13 protein-coding genes are annotated in these 18,057 nt (G+C 69.4%); 6 read left to right on the top strand and 7 right to left on the bottom strand.

Translation table 11 applies throughout. The features are described from left to right. Window positions 1-22 precede the first annotated feature (22 nt). The 5 genes from QSK35_RS09120 to QSK35_RS09100 all read left to right on the top strand — a co-directional run bounded on the left by QSK35_RS09120 (window position 23) and on the right by QSK35_RS09100 (window position 6,342). Window positions 23-580, top strand: coding sequence for a Uma2 family endonuclease (locus tag QSK35_RS09120; RefSeq protein WP_285744183.1), 558 nt, complete (start codon window positions 23-25; stop codon window positions 578-580). A gap of 150 nt (window positions 581-730) precedes the next feature. Further along, window positions 731-2,533 carry an ABC transporter ATP-binding protein gene (locus QSK35_RS09115; protein WP_285744182.1) on the top strand — a complete coding sequence of 601 codons (1,803 nt, stop codon included), beginning with the start codon at window positions 731-733 and terminating at the stop codon, window positions 2,531-2,533. Between the two features lie 815 nt (window positions 2,534-3,348). Beyond that, window positions 3,349-4,311, top strand: coding sequence for a prolipoprotein diacylglyceryl transferase (gene lgt / locus QSK35_RS09110; RefSeq protein WP_285744485.1), 963 nt, complete (start codon window positions 3,349-3,351; stop codon window positions 4,309-4,311). A gap of 4 nt (window positions 4,312-4,315) precedes the next feature. Then, on the top strand, window positions 4,316-4,981 hold the full coding sequence (locus tag QSK35_RS09105) for a response regulator transcription factor (RefSeq protein WP_285744180.1): 666 nt from the start codon (window positions 4,316-4,318) through the stop codon (window positions 4,979-4,981). Continuing rightward, window positions 4,981-6,342: a HAMP domain-containing sensor histidine kinase gene (locus QSK35_RS09100; protein WP_285744178.1), complete on the top strand. Its 1,362-nt coding sequence runs from the start codon at window positions 4,981-4,983 to the stop codon at window positions 6,340-6,342. The genes QSK35_RS09105 and QSK35_RS09100 overlap by 1 nt, the downstream gene beginning before the upstream one ends. On the opposite strand, the gene QSK35_RS09095 is transcribed toward QSK35_RS09100, so the two are convergent. Further along, window positions 6,332-7,240, bottom strand: coding sequence for a TAXI family TRAP transporter solute-binding subunit (locus QSK35_RS09095; protein WP_285744176.1), 909 nt, complete (start codon window positions 7,238-7,240; stop codon window positions 6,332-6,334). The two genes, QSK35_RS09100 and QSK35_RS09095, sit on opposite strands and share 11 nt — an antisense overlap. Window positions 7,241-7,348: 108 nt before the next feature. Here QSK35_RS09095 and dctA point away from each other — a divergent pair, with 108 nt between their 5' ends. Continuing rightward, entirely contained in the window at window positions 7,349-8,680 is a 1,332-nt protein-coding gene (gene dctA, locus QSK35_RS09090) for a C4-dicarboxylate transporter DctA (RefSeq protein ID WP_285744175.1), read from the top strand. Between the two features lie 2 nt (window positions 8,681-8,682). Here the strand turns inward: dctA and QSK35_RS09085 are convergent, their stop codons facing one another. The 6 genes from QSK35_RS09085 to QSK35_RS09060 all read right to left on the bottom strand — a co-directional run bounded on the left by QSK35_RS09085 (window position 8,683) and on the right by QSK35_RS09060 (window position 17,661). Further along, the gene (locus QSK35_RS09085; protein WP_285744174.1) at window positions 8,683-9,144 is read right to left on the bottom strand and encodes a hypothetical protein; all 462 of its coding nucleotides are present in this window, start codon (window positions 9,142-9,144) and stop codon (window positions 8,683-8,685) included. Between the two features lie 14 nt (window positions 9,145-9,158). Further along, a complete protein-coding gene (locus tag QSK35_RS09080) occupies window positions 9,159-13,031 on the bottom strand; it encodes a golvesin C-terminal-like domain-containing protein (RefSeq protein ID WP_285744172.1) in 3,873 nt (1,290 codons plus the stop codon). Window positions 13,032-13,121: 90 nt separating this feature from the next. Continuing rightward, window positions 13,122-13,763: an ABC transporter ATP-binding protein gene (locus QSK35_RS09075; RefSeq protein ID WP_285744170.1), complete on the bottom strand. Its 642-nt coding sequence runs from the start codon at window positions 13,761-13,763 to the stop codon at window positions 13,122-13,124. Beyond that, complete coding sequence (locus QSK35_RS09070) at window positions 13,760-16,357, bottom strand: hypothetical protein (protein WP_285744168.1); 2,598 nt, start codon at window positions 16,355-16,357, stop codon at window positions 13,760-13,762. The genes QSK35_RS09075 and QSK35_RS09070 overlap by 4 nt, the downstream gene beginning before the upstream one ends. 65 nt (window positions 16,358-16,422) lie before the next feature. Continuing rightward, window positions 16,423-16,827 (bottom strand): hypothetical protein, encoded by a 405-nt coding sequence (locus QSK35_RS09065; protein ID WP_285744167.1) that lies wholly within the window; start codon window positions 16,825-16,827, stop codon window positions 16,423-16,425. A 186-nt stretch (window positions 16,828-17,013) separates the two neighbouring features. After that, window positions 17,014-17,661, bottom strand: coding sequence for a hypothetical protein (locus tag QSK35_RS09060; protein WP_285744165.1), 648 nt, complete (start codon window positions 17,659-17,661; stop codon window positions 17,014-17,016). Between the last annotated feature and the right edge of the window lie 396 nt (window positions 17,662-18,057).

Here is an 18,057-nt window from a genome sequence, read left to right as displayed (position 1 = left end):
ACCCCGCCGAGATGGTGGCTACATGCACCAACCAGGCACCTCCGAACACCTCTTGCCCGCTCACCACGGCCCGTGGACGATCGACGACGTCCTCGCACTACCCGAAGACCACAGCCAGCGCATCGAAGTCGTCGATGGCGCGCTGATCGTGCGCCCGCTGGGCACGTATCGCCATCAGCGGCTTCTCCTTGTTGCGGCGGTCGCGCTGAGGGACGCGTGTCCGGCCGAGCTCGAGGCGACCATCGAGGTCTACGTCCGCTTGTCGAGCGAACGCTTGCTGGTTCCGGACTTCACCATCATCAGACCCGGTTCGTCCGGCGACTACCTTCCGGCCGAGGATTTGTTGCCGGCCGGTGAGGTGCTCTCGCCGACCACTCGGATCAACGACCTCTTGGTGAAGCGTCAGCTCTATGCCGAGGCCGCCGTGCCCTTGTACCTGGTGGTCGACCCGAAGGAACCGGTGGTCGCGGCAACCCTGCTCGAGCTGCAGGGCACCGAGTACGTCGAGATCGCGACCAGCCGCGACGGTGTGCTGACCATCGAACGGCCATTTCCGGCCACGATCGCCCTTTCGGTCTAGCGCATTAATTAATATTTTCAGCGAAATGGAACGTTGCTAACCTGGGTTCATCATTCGTGCGAACTCCGGGGGGATTCGTTGCGGCGAGACACGCCTTTGATCGGCGTCGAGAAACTCAAGACTCCAAAATGGGCAGCGGTCACGGAGCAAGTGGCGGACGCGACGTTCCGCCAGGCGCTCCGCGAGCTGCCGACGGTGTTTCGCGTGGTCACAGGCCTGGCGTGGCGAGCCTCGCGCCGTCTGACGCTGCTCGCCGCGGTCGTGCACGTGGCGTCGGGCTGTGTGACCGCGTTCGGTTTGCTCGCCACCGCGGACGTCTTCACCGCGTTGTTGAAAGACAGCCCGACGCCGGAACGCCTGCTCGCGTCGTTACCGGCGATCGCGCTCGTGGTCGCGTCGTATGCCACGCGTGCGTTGCTCGACGCCGCGGTGGGCAGCGTGGAAGGTGCTTTGAGACCGCTGGTGACCCGCGCGGCGGACGACGCGGTGACGGCCGCGGTCGTGAAGACGGAGCTGCTCGCGTTCGAGGACGCCGACTTCCGTGAACTCATCCGGCGAGGTGGTCGCGACGGCGTCGAGTACATCGACGGGTGCGTGCGGTGGATCGCGGACCTGGTGGCGTCCCTCATCGCACTCGGCGCGGCGCTGGTGACCGCCGGTCTGCTCAACCCGTGGCTGACGCTGGCCCTGCTGCTGACCGCGGTCGGCGACGGCTGGGCGGCCGCGCGCGTCGGCAGGCTGCACCGCAAGCACTGGCTGGAAGGCGTCACGCGACACATGCGCAAAGGCGTGATCGAGGACGTCGCCATGTCGCGCGAGTACGCGCTCGAACGGCACGCGCTCACGTTGCAGGAGCGATTACTGGACGAGCACCGCCGCGTCACCGAGAGCCTGATGGCCGACGAAATCCGCCTGGCGCACCGCAGCAACTTCATCCGGCTGGTGGGTCGTGCGGCCGGCGGTCTGGGCAGCGGTCTGGCCTACGGCGTGCTGGGGTTACTGCTGTACTCGGGTCAGCTGCCGCTAGCTCTGGCCGGCACCGCGGTCCTGGCGATGCGAACGGCGTCGCAGTCGTTGTCGAACACCATGCGTTCGGTCGACCTGCTGCACGAGGGTTCGTTCCACATCGAGTTCTACAAGACCCTGCTCGCCGAGTGCGCCCGCCGGCGCCAGCCTTCGTCGTCCGTTCAGGCGCCGGTAGACCCGGCCGAGATCCGGCTGTCGGGCGTGTCGTTCACGTATCCGGCCGCCGACAAGCCCGCCGTGCAGGGACTCGACCTGGTCGTCCGGCGCGGTGAGGTGATCGCGCTGGTGGGCGAGAACGGTTCGGGCAAGACGACGCTGGGCAAGCTGCTGACCGGTCTCTACCAGCCGACGACCGGCACCGTCACGTGGGACGGCGTCGATCTGGCGCTGGCCGACCCGCACAGCGTGCACGACCAGATCGCCGTCATCGCCCAGGATCCGGCGGGCTGGCCGATGACCGCCGAGCACAACGTCGTGGTCGGGCGCCTGGATCGGGATTCCGTTGAGGCGTGGCGTGCGGCGTTGACCCTGTCGAGTGCCGACGAGGTCGTGGACTCGTTGCCCATGAAGGAGAAGACGCTGCTGTCCAAGCGGTTCCAGGACGGGCAGGACCTCTCGGGCGGGCAGTGGCAGCGCCTGGGCATCGCGCGCGGCATCTACCGCGACGCTCACGTGTTGGTCGCCGACGAACCGACGGCCGCACTCGATGCCAAGGCCGAGGCCCGCGTGTTCACCGGCCTCAAGCACGCGAGCCGGAACACCACGATCCTCGTCACGCACCGGCTGGCGAACATCAAGAACGCCGACCGGATCGTGGTGCTGGCCGAGGGGAAGATCGTCGAACAGGGGACGCACGCCGAGCTGCATGCCGCCCGCGGGACGTACCACGAGCTGTACGAGATTCAGGCCGCTGCGTTTCGGGGGTGAGCGTTGCCACGATTGGGGGACTTGCGGCGGCGTAAAACCGGCGACCAGGGGCGGAGCCGGAAAATTGTCAGACCCCGGCAGTACGCTCCGAGCAAAAGGAAGCGCGCGGGGGGCGGCGGGGGTCGGGCCGGGGCAGGCGTCAGCTTCAGGCGGTGCGGGGGCTGTGTACGGCGGGGTGCGGGCGCGCGCGGCGCGGGCGTCAGGTGTCGGGCTCACGCGCTGCGGGTGGCGAATGCCGGGCTCACGAGGGTGATGGGCGGGCCCACGTGGCGCGGGTGATGGGTGGTGGGCTCACGAACCACGGTTCGCGGGGTAGTGGGTTCACGCATCTGGTTGGGGCTCACGCGTCGCGGGTGTGAAGCTTCTGCTTCACACCCCAGGCGTCAGGCTTGCCCTTCGCGGGGCAGCTTCGCGCGCTGCGCGCTGCGGCAGCCAGGCAGGATGCACCCGAGCCTGGACTGGGTGAACGCGCATCCTGAGCCCCGCAGCCCCAGGTCCGAGCGCAGCGCGCTCCGAGCTTCGAGGGCAACACGGCCTGCGAGCGCCGAGCGCAACACGCACCCCGAGACCGCAAGGCAGAACACGCACCCCGAGGCCGCAAGGCAACTAGCGCCCCAAGCCCCCAGGGGCAACGGCGCCCTGAGCTCGAGCACCGAGCCTGGGTGCAACCCGCACCCCCGAGGGCTGAGCCCAGCGGCAACGCGCGCCCCGCCCCTGGAAGGCGCCACACCCCGAGATCGACCCGAGGTCAACCGGATAACGATCGCACGGCCGGAGTAGCCGTGCGGGAGCCAACCGCTACGGTGGTCCCCGTGTTGAACGCCGTTCTGGCCACGATCCCGAGCCCCGACCGCGGTGTGTGGAACCTCGGTCCGCTCCCCATCCGGGCCTACGCGCTGTGCATCATCCTGGGCATCATCATCGCGATCTCGTGGGGCGAACGCCGCTGGGTCGCGCGTGGGGGTGTGAAGGGCGAGGTCACCGACATCGCGGTGTTCGCGGTGCCGTTCGGTCTGGTGGGTGGGCGGCTGTACCACGTCATCACCGACCACGACAAGTACTTCGGGCCGGGCAAGAACCCGCTGGACGCGCTGGCGATCTGGAACGGCGGCCTGGGCATCTGGGGCGCGATCGCGCTGGGTGCGGTGGGTGCGTGGATCGGGTGCCGGCGCAAGGGCATTCCGTTGCCCGCGATGGCGGACGCGCTGGCGCCCGGCATCGTGGTGGCGCAGGCCGTTGGGCGGCTCGGCAACTACTTCAACCAGGAGTTGTACGGCGGCGACACGACGTTGCCGTGGGGCCTGGAGATCTACCACCGCGTCAACCCGGCCACCGGGCTGCCGGACCAGCTGGGCGGGGTCGCGGTCGACCACACGCCGATGGCGGTCGTGCACCCGACGTTCCTGTACGAGCTGCTGTGGAACCTCGGGGTCGCGGCGCTCGTCGTGTGGGCGGACCGAAGGTTCCGGCTCGGGCACGGGCGCGCGTTCGCGTTGTACGTCGCGGGGTACTGCGCGGGGCGGTTCTGGATCGAGCTGATGCGCACCGACGAGGCCACGCTCATCGCCGGCGTGCGGGTCAACGTGTTCGTGTCGGCGCTGGTCTTCATCGGTGGGGTCGTCTACTTCATCCTCGCCCGGTCGAAGGGAGAGCGCGAGGACATCGCGGCCCTCCGAGCAGCCACTGAGGAAAAGACCGAAAACGACGAAGAGGCCGAGGAAGAGCCGCAGGAGCCCGTGGAAGCGGAAGAGCCGGAGTCCGCGAAAAAGACGGAGTGAACGGGTGCGCATCCTCGTCGTCGAAGATGACGATCGGGTGGCGCGGGGACTGCTGACCGCCCTGCGCCACGCCGGATACGAGGTGCATCGGGTCGCGACCGCGCAGGACGCGGTGAAGGCCGCGCCCGTGGACGTGGTGTTGCTCGACCTGGGACTGCCCGACGGCGACGGCCTCGACGTGCTCCGTGAGCTGCGGAAACGCTCGGGTACGGCGGTCATCACGGTGACCGCGCGCGGTGAGGAGCGGGAACGCGTCCTGGGGTTGCGCGCGGGGGCGGACGACTACGTGGTGAAGCCGTTCGGTACGGCGGAGTTGCTGGCGCGCATCGAGGCGGTGCTGAGGCGAACGAGGACTCACCGGGCGGAACCCGAGGCCGAGCAACCGATGAAAACGGGCGACGTCGTGCTGTTCACACATGCGCGCACGGTGACCGTCGGCGGGCAGCCGTTGTCGTTGACGCGCAAGGAGTTCGACCTGCTCGCGCTGCTGATGGCCAGGACCGGTGAGGTGGTCAGCCGCGACTTCATCGTCGACCAGGTGTGGCAGGCGCACTGGGAGGCGCCGTCGCGCACGCTCGACACGCACATGGCGGCGCTGCGGTCCAAACTGGGCGATCATGTCCGCATCGAGACGGTTCGCGGAGTGGGTTATCGCCTGGTCGGTGTCTGATGCTCAAGCGGTTGCTGGTGATCGTGGTGCCGCTGCTGGTCGCGCTCGTCGGCGCGCTCGGCGTGCCGCTGGCGTTCGCCGTTGTGCAACGGGAGACGCAGGCCACCTACCTCGACCGGCTGGGGGACGCCAGCCGGTTCGCCAGCCTCGGCGAGAGCGCGTTGCAGTCGAATCGGCTCGTCGCGTTGCAGGAGGAGATCAAGCGGTACGACCAGCTCTACGGCGTCGCCGTCGGGTTGATCAGTACTGACCGCAAGGTGCTGCTGTCCACTCGCGACACGTTCGACCTCGACGACCAGGACGTGAAGAACGGCCTCACCGCGGCGTTCGGCGGGTATCGGCCCGAGCCCGACTACTCGGGCTGGCCGTGGCACACCGGGCCGCTCGTCGTCGTCGAACCCGTGGGCCGCGACAGCGAGGTCGTCGCGGCCGTCGTCACCGTCTCGCCGACCGGCAGCCTGCGCACCGAGGTGGTCCGGCAGTGGGGACTGCTGGCGCTCGCCGGGTTGTTGCCGATGCTCGCCGTCGTCGCCGCCGCGTGGCCGATGTCGCGCTGGGTGCTGCGGCCGGTCCGGCGGCTGGACGAGGCGACGGCGAAGGTGGCCGGTGGGCACCTCGACGTGCGCGCGGACGAGGTCGGCGGGCCGCCCGAGCTGCGCCGGCTCGCGCGGTCGTTCAACACCATGGTCGACGTCGTCGGCCGGGCGTTGCGCAGGCAGCGGGCGTTCGTCAGCGACGCGTCGCACCAGCTGCGCAACCCGCTGGCCAGCCTGCGGCTCGCCGTGGACAACCTCGCCCCGCACGTCACGACCGAAGCCGCGCGCGAGGCTCAGCAGATCGCCGTCGACGAGGCCGAGGAGATGGGCCGGGTCCTCGACACGCTGCTCGCCGCGACCCGCCTCGACAGCGCGTCCGCGGCCGAACCCGTCGAGATCGACACGCTCCTCGCGACGCACGTACCCGCGTGGCGCGCGCTGGCCCTGCAGGCGGGCATGAAGCTGACCGTCGACGTGCCCGCGGACCTCAGCGTGCAGGAACCGCCGGGCGGTCTGGGCAGTGTGCTCGACGAACTCGTCAGCAACGCCGTGCGGCTGTCCGGCGGCACGACGGTCACGGTCACCGCGCGACCACACAACGGCCACGTCGCCCTGCACGTCCTCGACGACGGCGAGGGCCTCTCCCAACAGGAACGAACCCAGGCACTGGACCGGTTCTGGCGCGCGACCAAGCACCAGAACATCACCGGCACTGGACTGGGCCTGGCGATCTGCGCGGAGCTGATCGAGTCGGCGGGCGGCACCCTCACCCTGCACGACAACAAACCGCACGGCCTCGAAGTCGTCGTGACCCTCAGCGCTTGACCGAACGGAACCAGCGTTCGGCACCGGGATGCAGCGGCACCTGGCCGGTCGCGATGCCCGTCCGCACGTTGATCCGCGACGCCTCGGGGTGTCCGCGCACGATGCGCGCGGACTCGGTGAACACCGTCCGCGTGACCACCTCGACGACGTCCGCGCTCAGGGAGTTCAACGCCAGCAAAAGGTTCGGCACCGCGAACGTCCTATTGGGAGGGAGTGTGCCGTAGGTCGTCGCCGGGATCGTCGCGGGCACGTACGGGCCGGGGAACCGGTCGGCCAGCTGGGACGCCTCCTCCGGCAGGTCGAGCATCCGGACCCGGTCCTGCACGCTGGTGATCGCCGGCGTGGGGATGCCCGTCAACGCCATCAGCGCGTCGATGCCACCGGACGAAAGCTGTTGGGCCGCCTCGGTGTGCGACATTCGCAGCAACCTCGCCCGCACGCCGAGCAGCTCGAGCAGGCGCGTCGCGGTGAACTCGGTACCCGAGCCGACCGGGCCGACGGACACCGTCCGCCCGGACAGATCCCGCAACGCCCGGACCGGCGACGCGGTCGGCACGGCGACCTGCATGAAGCTGTCGTACAGCCGGCCGACGGCGGAGATGCCCGCCACGTCCTCCACGATCGGGTCCAATGAGGACAGCGCGAGCTGCGCCTGGCCCGAGTGCAGCAGCCGGAGGTTCTCGACGGACGCGCCCGTGGGCCGCGCGGTGACGTCGCATCCGGGGAGCTGCTCGCGCAGGGCCGCGACCAGGGCGGCGCCGATCTCGCGGAACACCGCGCCCTCCGGGCCGGTCGCCAGCACGAGAGACGGCGGCACCTCGAACGAGTGCGAGGTGCACCCCGGCACCGCCGCGAAGGCGGCCGCCCCTACCAGCAGCGTGCGTCGGCTGAGCAACACCGATAAAGACTAAACGTTACGTCAGATGTGTCTGAAGTTTCCGAGTGTCGGCTTGTAGCCGATCCAGGCTGTGGTCACCCTCACTGCAACCCGAACTGAGGAGGAGCCGTGGCGAGCACCGCCGTAGCCCGCAAACCGATCTACAAACACCTGTACTTCTGGGTCGTCGTGGCCATCGTGGCGGGGGCACTGTTCGGGTTCCTGTTCAAGAAACCCGCGAGCGAGATGAAGTGGCTCGCCGACCTGTTCGTGAACCTCGTGAAGGTCGTCATCGCGCCGACGATCTTCGCGACGATCATCGTCGGCATCGCCGGGCTGGGCAACCTCGCCAAGGCGGGTGGCCTGGCGTTGCGCACGATCCTGTACTTCACGGCGATGACGACGGTCGCGCTCGCGATCGGCCTGATCGTGGTGAACCTCGTGGCACCGGGTCACCACGGCGGCGAGATCCACCTCAACGCCGACGCCGCGAAGGACACCCTCAAGTCGGCGTCGAGTGCCGAAACGGGCGTCACCGGATTCATCCTCAGCCTGGTGCCGAAGTCGTTCGTCAGCGCGTTCACCGACGGCCAGCTGATCCAGGTCCTCGTCGTCGCGATCCTGGTCGCGATCGCCGTCGCGGGCATGGGGGAGCGCGGCCAGAAGGTCGTCGACGCGATGGAGACGGTCGCCAAGGTGATGTTCGGCGTCATCAAGATCGTCATGTACGCGGCGCCGATCGGCGCGTTCGGCGGCATCGCCTACACGGTCGGCAAGTTCGGCGGCTCGATCCTCGGCAAGCTCGCGTGGCTGATGGGGTCGTTCTACCTGACCTGCATCCTGTTCATCGCGATCGTGCTCGGCCTGGTCGCGCGCTTCGCCGGGTTCAGCCTGCTGAAGTTCCTGCGCTACATCAAGGACGAGATCTTCATCGTGCTGGGCACGTCCTCCAGCGAGTCGGTGCTGCCGCGCCTGCTCGTCAAGCTCGAGGCGGCCGGCGCCGACAAGTCCGTGGTCGGCCTGACGATCCCGACCGGCTACTCGTTCAACCTCGACGGCACGTGCATCTACCTGACCATGGGCGCGATCTTCATCGCCCAGGCCACGGGCCACGACGTGTCGCTCGGCGTCCAGATCGGACTGCTGCTGTTCATGCTGATCGCCTCGAAGGGCGCCGCGGGCGTCACCGGCGCCGGCCTGGTCACCCTGGCCGCGTCACTGCAGGCGTTCGAGGCGCACAGCGCGATCCCCGCGGTCGGCATCGCACTCATCGTCGGCATCGACCGGTTCATGTCCGAGGCGCGTGCCATCACCAACGTCATCGGCAACGGTGTCGGCTCGCTCGTCGTCGCCCGCTGGCAGGGCGGGCTCGACCGCGACCAGCTCAAGCAGGTCCTCGACGATCCCGACTCGGTGGACGTCGACGAGCTGATGCAGAAGCAGCACGCGACCGTGCACTGACCTCAGGTCAGGGTCACCGTCGCCTTGACGGTGCCGAGTCCACGGACTGAGTTGTCCAGAGTGGACGGACAGGGCGCGTCGGTCATCACGACCGGCGCGCCCTTCCGCACGTCGAGCCGGACGCACAGCCGCACCACGACCGTCTGCCGGTCGGGCAACAGGAACCCGTCGCCGCTGCCGACGTCGTGCACGGCGACGTCGACGACCGTCGCGCCGCCTTCCTGGCGATGGTCGATGAGCCAAATGTAGTTCTGCGCCATCGAGTTCTGGACGATCGGGACGACGTCCCCCTCACCCTGCTCGCGCCACAGGTACTCCACGTCCTCGCGCATCTGGGCCGCCCGCGCCCGGACGGCCGTGGACGCGTTGTCCACGGCCTCCTCGGACGCGGTGCGCGGACCGGCGCAGGCGCTCGCACCGCAAACGAGCGCGAGTGCGATGGTCGAGCGCGTGCGCCGGTTCATTCAGAGATCCATTCCTACTGGGGCGGCTTCGGCCGCGCGAGTGCCTGCTGGAACGCCTGCGCGTAGAGCGACGTGCCGAGCGGCTTCGGGTGGTAGGACTGCTGACTGGTCAACTCCAGCGGGCCCCGCGACTCGCCCGGCGTCTTGAACTGCTTGTCGATCACGCCGTGGATCGCCTCCGGGTTGCCGCAGATGCCCTTGCCCTCGAAGAACGGGATGGGCAGACCCTCCTGCGCGTCGATCCCGCCGGCCTGCGCGTCGGCCACCACGCTCACCATCCTCGTCTTGAGGTGGATGGCGATCGACCGCAGCCACTCGACGTTCTCGGCGTCGGTGATGCCGCCTCCGGGACAGTTGCTCTCCAGGAGGATCGGATATCCCATCAGGATGATCCGCGCGTTCGGCGCCTTCTTGGCGATCTCACGCAGCACGGTCTGCTGTGACGGCACGACCATCGTGTCGATCATCTCGCGGGTGTTCTCGTCGAGCGTCTTCCCGTTGTCCAGCTTCTTGTTCTTGCAGTCACTCGTGAACGCACACAACGTGATGATCGGGGTGAACCCCGTGTCGTTGCCACCGATCGACAGCGTCACCAGGGTCGTGTCGCCGGTGAGGAAGCCCCGGTCCAGCTGGGATCCCTCCCGGTAGCTCCCCTTGGCGGTCTCGCCCCAGGCGTTCTTCACCGGTGGCTGTCCCTGTTCGGGGGACGGCAACAGGTGCTCGGTCTGGGCGCCCGAGCAGGCGAGCATGTGGTAGTCCATGTTGGGATCCCACACGTCGGCACGTGCCCCGATCGTCTCCGGCGAGTCGGGCATGACGCCCTTGCGGCTCCACGCGAGCTTCGACTGGTGACACGCGTTCCGGTACGGGGTCGTGCCCTCGCTGTCCGTCTCGCGGTAGTACTCGGTGCCCTTGCCGTCGAGCTCGGTGACCGCACCCTCACCCGAGGAGTACGAGTCGCCGAGCGCGACCACCTGGTTGCGCGGCTTGCCGGGCAGCGGCTGGAAGGCGATGGCGTCCCAGGCGATGTCCTCCACGCCGTCCGCGGGATCGGTGATGTTCGAAAGGCTCACCGTGGGCCTTCCGCCGAACTTGAACACGCCGAGTGGGACCCAGCGGTTCTCCTCGGTGCGCTGCATCAGCGACCGGGTCTCGGTGAACCCGTTGCCCAGGTTGACCAGGTACTTGGCCCGCTGGGTGTGCGCCCCGAGGTCCGGCATGTGGACCATGACCCTCGCGTAGCCGTTGAGCTGTCGATCGAGGGTCCAGGTGCCGTTCACCCTCATCTTGCGGCCCGTGTCGCCGTCGGTCCGGGTGTGGGCGAACCAGAAGTGGCCACCGAACCCGGCGCCCAGCTGATGTGTGTCCGCTTTGGACGTGTAGGTGTCCGTCGCCGCGTCACCGGCGAACTCCAGCCGGAAGGATCCGGCGTTGGACCACGTGCTCTTGTTGCAGTCCCTCATCGACACCTGGGACGTCGGCAGGTTGTCGATGATCAGCACGTTGGACGGGATGTTGTTGATCTCGCAGTTCGGCGGGTTCTCCGAGCCGTCCGGCTGCTCCGCGTACGGAGGATCGAAGCGGACGAAGGAGATGCCGCACGTGTCGTCGCAGTCCTGCTTCCACGTGCTGGCCGCGTGGTACCAGCACCGCAGGTCGTACTGCCCGACCTTGTTCTTGTGGGCGCACGGCCCGGGATCCTGGTCCTCGACGCCCGGTTCGGTCGGCTTGTACTTGGCACCCGGCTGGCAGTCGTTGGTGCCGTTGCAGAACATCTCGTTCGGCGGCTTCGACGTCTCCTTGTACAGATCGGTGTTCCACCACGCCGGGAGGAACCCGGCGCCGTGGGTCTTCGCGATGCTGTTGCCCGCGAACCCGATGACCTTCTCCGGGTACGGCCAGTCCTGCGGATGTGCCGCGTCCCGCGGGTCGGAGAGCAGGAACATCTTGCGGTCCGCCGGATAGTTCGGGTTGACCGGGTTGTTCATCCAGCCGAGCCCGTATGCGCCGTTCGTGTCCATGCCGCCGTCCGTCGCACCCGGCTGGTGGTAGCCCGAGTTGTACGCCCACGTCGCGAAGAACCAGTTCTCGATCCGTGACGGGTCGTTGTTGCCGAGCTTCATGCCGACGCCCTGCATCTGGTTCCACTTGTCCTCGAGGATCCGCAGCGCCGCCGAGATGTTCGCCGCGTAGTCCATGGCGATCGCGCGCTGCTGGACCTCGGGCAGCGGTGGGGTGTCGTCGCCCGGCCTGGGGTGACCCGGCCGGCGCATGCCGTCGGTGACCTGGCCGATGCCGTACCCGCAGTCCGCGTGCACGAAGTCGATCTTCCACTTCAGCTCGTCGTCGTTGAACGAGATGCCGTAGTAGTTGCCGATCAACGGGTTGCCGTACGAACCCTCGTTGACCACCCGTGCCGCCTGCCACAGGTTCGACTCCTGCGACAGGATGCCGAGCATGAGCTGCGGCGCCACGGTGCCGCCGCCGACGAGACCGCGCCGCGGGAACATGCCCTGCGGCGTGTACGCGGGCAGGCCCGAGTTCTTCCAGTTGGCGGGGCGCTGCACCGTGAGGTCACCGCTGATGGCCTGGTCGACCGCCCACTCCACCTGGCGCGGAGTCGGCTGGTACACCTGCGTGTTCACGTCGTTGCGCGGCACCGCGCAGCTGTAGTCACCGTCCACCGGGTCGTTCGGACCGCCGGTCGCGGACACCTCGCCGGTGGACTGAGCGCCGGTGAACGCCGGGCTGATCGTCCGGCCCTGCCCGGACTTGTCGCTGACCCGGCCCTGCGGGTGCACATCGAACGCGAGGTCGGCGCCGGTGGCGACCACCTTCGCCGCGATGTCCACGCGCTCGGGGTCGTCCGGCTGCTGCGGCAGGTCCTGTGCGGTGATCTGGTCGGGCCGCTTCGCGAGCGACTTCTTGGAGCTCTTGGTGATCGCCACGGCACCCGTGCTCGACACCTCGGCGCCGGCCGGGACGTTCAGCGCGGTCACCTTCTGCGGCAGACCGCCGGCGACCTTCGCGGAGCCGGTCAGGAAGACCCGGCCACTGGACCCGGCCGTCACGGCGAACTCGCCGAGCTTGCCCTCGGCGATCACCTTGGTGCTGCCGCCGGCGGTCCGCAACGCGCGGGCGGTGTCGCCGACGTGGTCCATGAAAACGACGCCGCCGTTGCCGTCGGCGTGCAGCCGGAACGCCACATCGGTGCTGGTGGCGAGTGCCTTCTTCTTGCCGTCGGCGGCGATCTGCACGACGGACGAACCCGAGGCGGCGACGATGGCGCTGTTCGCGGGCACCGCCGACGTGACCTGGCCGTCGATCTCGACGGCCTTCTGCAGCGTGCCGGTCGTGGCGTCGAGCTTCACCAGCCGGGTCTTGCCCATGGCCTGGTCACCGGCCTGCGTCAGCACCGCCGACTCGCCCTGGCCGCAGCCGGGGTTGAAGTAGGCGATGGTCGACGTGATCGGCAGCTTCTTCACCACGCCGGTCGGGATGTCGACGGTCGCGGCGAACGCCCCGCGGTTGAACAGGTGCTCGCGGTTGGTGAAGTGACGCGGCGCGTACGTGACGACCAGCTTGCGGCCGGACGACGTGAGGCACGCGTTGCCGATCCACATGTCCGTCTCGATGGTCGGCTCGCTCAGCGACGCCGCCGTGCGCCACGTGTAGCCGGACTTCGAGTCCGCGACGAGCACGTGGAAGCCCGTGGCGTCACCGGATGTCGTCCACGCGAGGTCGTCCGCCGTCTTCCAGTTCTTCGGCAGGACCTTGTCGCGCTGGTCCAGCTGAACGGTCGACGTGTCACCGACCGTCTGGTCCTGCTGCTGCAACGCCAGGCCCGGATCGGTCAGCGGCGCGGCGGTCGCTTCCGTGCCTGACATCGTTGTCACGGTCAACGTGAAACCCAGGGCGAGTGCGCCCAGTCTCCGTTTCACCTTTCTGTCCCCCAGTTTTCTAGAACAAGCCACCCCTCATTCGAGGGTGACGCTGTGGTGCCCGGCGGCGGCGAGCCCGGGATCATGCGTCGCGACCAGCAACGCGGTGCCCTCCGCGGCGAGCGCGGTCAGCAGGTCGATCACCCCGTTCGCGGAGGTCCGGTCGAGGCTCGCGGTCGGCTCGTCGAGGACGAGCACCCGCGGTGAGCCCATCAACGCGCGGGCGATCGCGACGCGCTGGCGTTCCCCGCCCGACAGTTCGGCGGGCAGGTGCCGGGCCCTGGACTCGAGTCCCACCTTGGCGAGCAACGCCGTCGCGCGATCGCGGTCCGCCTTGCCGACGCGGCCGTGAGCGGCCGGCAGCAGCACGTTCTCCTCGGCGGTCAGCCCGTCGAGCAGGCCGCCGTCCTGCAGCACGACGCCCATCGTGATGCGGCGGTGCTCGTCGCGGTCCCGCTCGCTCAGTGTGTAGACGTCCTCGCCCTGCCACCGCACGTGCCCCGCAGTGGGCCGCACCAGACCGGCCGCGGCCATCAGCGCGGTCGTCTTCCCGGAGCCGGACCGTCCTTTGAGGACGGAGATCTGACCGCTGTGCGCGGCGGCCGTGCACGCGTCGAGGGCGGTCACCTCGCCGTAGGTGACGCGCAGGTCCTGGAGTTCGAGCGCGGCGGCGGTCATGCCGATGCCGTCCTTTCCGACAGGGCGAGCCAGAGCGGGCTCGACGCGGTGAACGCGATCACCGCCGTGACGGCCGGTGCGGTGGCGCCGATGAGCGCGATGGTGAGGACGAACGCGATGAGCAGGGCCGGTGCGGCGAGCAGCACGCGCCGCCGGCGGCGCGTGCTCCGCAGTGCCGCCGCGTCCCAGCCGCACAGCCGCAGGGCGCGTCGTTCGGCGGCGGTGTCGGTGCTGATGAACGAGTTCAGGGCGTGCGCGCCGATCACGACCGCCGCGAGCGAACCCCAGACGAGCAGGTGATAGATCGGTCGCACGGAGTCGACGACCAGGCCCGCCAGCATCGTCGGGCCGGTCCGCCCGCCGAGCGCGAGCAGCGCGTCCGTGCCCAGCGCGAAGGTGACGCCACCGATCACCAGGAGCGCGACCAGCACCGCGTGCCGCAGCGGCCGCGACAGCACCGACCGGACCGCGAGGGACGCCGGTCCGCGCACGGCACCCGCCCACGTCGCCCGGCGCACGTCGCCGGACCTCGTCGTCCTGACGACCGAGGAACCACTCGCGCGCCACAGCCCCGCGACGAGTGCCAGGGGAGCGGCGAGCGCGATCGTCAGCCCGAGCGCGAGCGAGGTCGCCGGTGCCGAGCTCAGCCACCACCCGGCCGCGACCACGAGCGCGCCGGCCGCGGCCGCTTTGAGGGTCGGCGCGGCGAGCCAGCGCGCGGCCCGGCTCCGGCGCCACCCGAGCAGGCGCAGCACGGCCGCGTCCCGCGCGAGCGAGGCGCCCCTGGCCACCTGGAGCGACAGCACGACACCCAGCAACGCCACCGCGGCGAGGCCGCCGAGGAGCAGGCCCGTGGTGCTCGTGCCGTGCTCGATCCGTTGCGCGGCACCGATCGTCGTCCAGCGCTGGCCGACGACACCGAGGTCGGTGCGGCCACCGTGGCCGTCCGGCAGATAGCCGGCGACGCGGATCCGGACCTCCTGCGGGCTGGACCCGAGCACGATCGTGGCGTGCAGGCCGAGCGCCATGATCCGGTCGGCCACCCGTTCCACTTTGGACACCGCGGGCGTGTCGTACTTCGTGATGCCGCCGACCCGCACCCGGATGGCGTCGACCGGCTTGCCGCCGCGCAACGTCACCGCGTCGCGCACGTCCGCGATCGCCGCGGGCGGCAGCGACACCAGGCCCGCGGGGTTGCCCGTGGACAACAGCTCGGTGCCCGGTTTCGCGTGCTCGCTCTCCAGCACCCGCACCGGTGGCACGTCGTAGACGCCGAGCGGGACGCTGCCCACGCCGTCCGCGCCGGCGGGGCGCAGGCTCTCGGCGGGCAGGTCGCCGATGGCGAACGGCTCGACCGCGGGTGCCTTCATCGCGGGCGCGTTCACCGCGAGCGGCACGGACTCGGTGGCGCGGTACCGCGGCTCGGCATCGCCCTCGGCGGGCAGCGCGGTCACGCCGACCTCGAGCGGACGGCCGTCACCGGGGGTGGACAGCGTCCGGTAGTCGGGGCGGCCGGAGAGCACGTCCCGCAGCTGCAGGTCGTCCTGGGTGCGGTAGCTGAACCCGACCTTCGCGGGATCGATGCGCTGGCCGGGGAAGTCGACGTAGAACGGCCGGGAGGAGATGACGCCGACCGGGTCGGTGCTCACCTCGGCCGGGAGCCTGCGCGTCGCGAACCCGCCGGCGCGCGAAGCGGCCTGGACCAGCGCGGTCCGCTCGTCCTCGGCGAGCCCGGTGACGCTGTCGGCCCCGCCGAGCTGCGTGACCTCGGCGCGCAGGTAGCGCCGCATCGGCAGGTTCGACACGGTGACCACGGGGATCACCGGGGTGGCGGGCGAGGCGCTCGCGGTGCCCTTGAGCTTGGCCAGGTTGCCGAGCGCGTTCATCCGGTCCGGTCCGCTGAGCGACCCCAGGATCCGCTGGCCCGCGTCGGAGAACTCCTTGGCGGTCCACGTGCCCTTCGCGGCCCGAGTCGCGGCGAGCCTGGTGAGCACGTCGTGCCCACCGCCGAGCAGCGCGGCCTCGGCGACCGGGTCGACGGCGACCACGGGCAGCCGCAGTGCGGGCACCGACGTGCCGACGACGTTGAACACCGGGTCCGCGCCCATCGTGTCGTTGACGGCCAGCACCTTGCGTTGCGGCGTCACGGCGAGCTTGAACTGCTCCCTCGTGGCCGGCCACTCCCGCACACCGTCGGCGAAACCACTGGTGAGGGACACGTCGTACAGGCCGGGCTGAACCGCGGTCGCGTTGCCCGCCAGCAGCGGAACCTGCGCGGGCAGGGCGAGTGAGCCGACGATCGACACCGGCGCCGCGAGCTCGACGTCCCCGAGTCCGCGGACGCGTTCGACCGTGGCGAGGTCGATGCCACCGGCACCGGTCGCCGCGAGGAAGTTCGGCTCCACCACGCCGTGGGTCTGCTCGAGGTTCATCGCCGCACCCGGCGTGACAAGGATGTCGTACGCGCCGCGCGCGTTGTCCGCGAGCGCGGCCTCGACGCTGATCCTCGCCTGCTGCCCGAGGGTGGCGACCGCACAACCGGCGAGGATTCCGGCCACGGTCAGCACGACGAACGCGCGATGCTTTTTCCGCACTGAGCTCACTCCCGCTCCGGCCCGGCCGGTGGCGGCGGGTCGCGCCGCCACCGGCGTGGCGTTCCCTACCGGCAGGCCCCGCCGTTGCGAACGGCGACGGTCACGTTCTCCGCGGTGTAGTGAGCGGGCTCGCCGTCACTCACGGCGCCGAACCGCGCCGTGGCGTCGTACTGCACGCAGTTGTTGTAGTAGTGCGAGACGTTCCAGTTGACGTAGACGTCGTGGTTGGAGCACCCGCCGGACTGGCCGTCGCCGGCGTTCTCGAGGCACGCCACCGTGAGGTCGCCCTCGGGGTTGCTGGCCTGGACGTTCCAGCTCGCCCGGCCGCCGTTGGTGGTGCGCTGGTAGTTCGGCTCCGCGTTGACCCACGTGTAGCCGGGCGTCTGCTCCGCCGCGGTCGCGGCGGGTGCGATCAGCACTCCCAGACTCGCGAGCGCCGCGGTGCCTGCTAAGAGAACCTGGACCTTCATGTCTTCTCCCCAGTCGTCGTGCGGACATGCGGGAGATGAGGCGCAACGACGAACAACCGGCACGGCGAGAACGCGCCACCGGTTTCGAGCCCCCCAGCCCCCAGGTGGCCGGTGAGTGAACAGAGCGTCACCACCGGCTACGAGGGCTCATGATTGCTTTCGGCTCGGTCCGAAGTCAAGGAGCGATCAGCGGGTCCAGTACTCGACGTTGCGGAACCTGGCCTCGGAGCTGCCGCTGGTCCCGTAGACGCCGTTCTTGAAGTGCCGCGTCGCGGGTCCCCGGTCGTTCACGGTGAGGGCGAGCTTCTCGTCCGCGAACACCCGGATCTTCCCGGTCTTGGCGTTGTGCGCGATCTTGAGGCTGAACCACTTGTCGTACACGCCGGTCTTGACGACCTCGCCGTTGTAGCGCTTCAACGTCCCGCCGTTCTGGTTGTGCGCGAACAACATGATGTCCGTGGCGGGGGTGCCGCTCGGATGCTTGACGCGCAGGATCTGCGCGATCGACGAGCCGTTGGTGCCCGACTTGATCCACACGTCGGCGCTCCACAGGTGTTCGCCCGTCGTGTACTCCTGCAGCCAGCGCATCTCGGTCCGCGGACTCGTCTTGCTGCCCGGCTCGAACGGCTTGTCCGTCTTCAGGATCTTCATCGTGTGCACGCCGCCGCTGAACGTGTAGCGGTCGCTCACCGGGCGGTCGTACGGACTGTGGATCTTGTACGTGAAGTTCTGCTTCTTCCAGCCCGTCTCGCCCGGCGGCGGGCCGGCGGCGTGGGCCTGGGGTGCGACGAGCAGCGCGGCCATCAGGCCGGTCAGCGTCACGAGGATTCTCATGTTCTTCTCCTTGCACTGAGCAGGGTGTGCAAGGCGGCGTCAGATCATGAAACACGCAATCGCATGGGGGAGTCCAGCCGTCCGATCAGGACGTGGCGTCCGCGGCCCGTCACCGTCCGCGTAGGACCGCCTTCTCGTTTCGGGCCAACCGAGCCAGGTGTGAGCGTCCGCTAACTGAGACGGCGAGTGGCTGACCAGGCAACACGACGGGATACCCAGCGCACTTGGCTGTCACACCCGAATGTCGTGCACATCTCAGGCGACTTACGCCGGTCGAACGTTCGGCTACGCTAACGCGGACGTAACGAACGGTGAGTGTTCGCCGCAATGTCGCTCAGCAGCCCTCAATCGTTACGTGTCAATGACCTAGATCACCCGTTGGAGGGTGTTCCATGG

It is taken from the genome of Lentzea sp. NBRC 105346, from assembly GCF_030269605.1.
Classification (GTDB): domain Bacteria; phylum Actinomycetota; class Actinomycetes; order Mycobacteriales; family Pseudonocardiaceae; genus Lentzea.
Note: the sequence above shows the minus strand (reverse complement) of the source record. Positions and strands in the feature narration are given on the sequence as shown.

Excerpts from the sequence above, each read along its gene's own strand:
- QSK35_RS09120 (WP_285744183.1), top strand. The coding sequence starts at position 23 with ATGCACCAACCAGGCACCTCCGAACACCTCTTGCCCGCTCACCACGGC.
- QSK35_RS09100 (WP_285744178.1), top strand. The coding sequence starts at position 4,981 with ATGCTCAAGCGGTTGCTGGTGATCGTGGTGCCGCTGCTGGTCGCGCTC.
- QSK35_RS09085 (WP_285744174.1), bottom strand. The coding sequence starts at position 9,144 with ATGAACCGGCGCACGCGCTCGACCATCGCACTCGCGCTCGTTTGCGGT.
- QSK35_RS09080 (WP_285744172.1), bottom strand. The coding sequence starts at position 13,031 with ATGTCAGGCACGGAAGCGACCGCCGCGCCGCTGACCGATCCGGGCCTG.
- QSK35_RS09075 (WP_285744170.1), bottom strand. The coding sequence starts at position 13,763 with ATGACCGCCGCCGCGCTCGAACTCCAGGACCTGCGCGTCACCTACGGC.
- QSK35_RS09065 (WP_285744167.1), bottom strand. The coding sequence starts at position 16,827 with ATGAAGGTCCAGGTTCTCTTAGCAGGCACCGCGGCGCTCGCGAGTCTG.
- QSK35_RS09060 (WP_285744165.1), bottom strand. The coding sequence starts at position 17,661 with ATGAGAATCCTCGTGACGCTGACCGGCCTGATGGCCGCGCTGCTCGTC.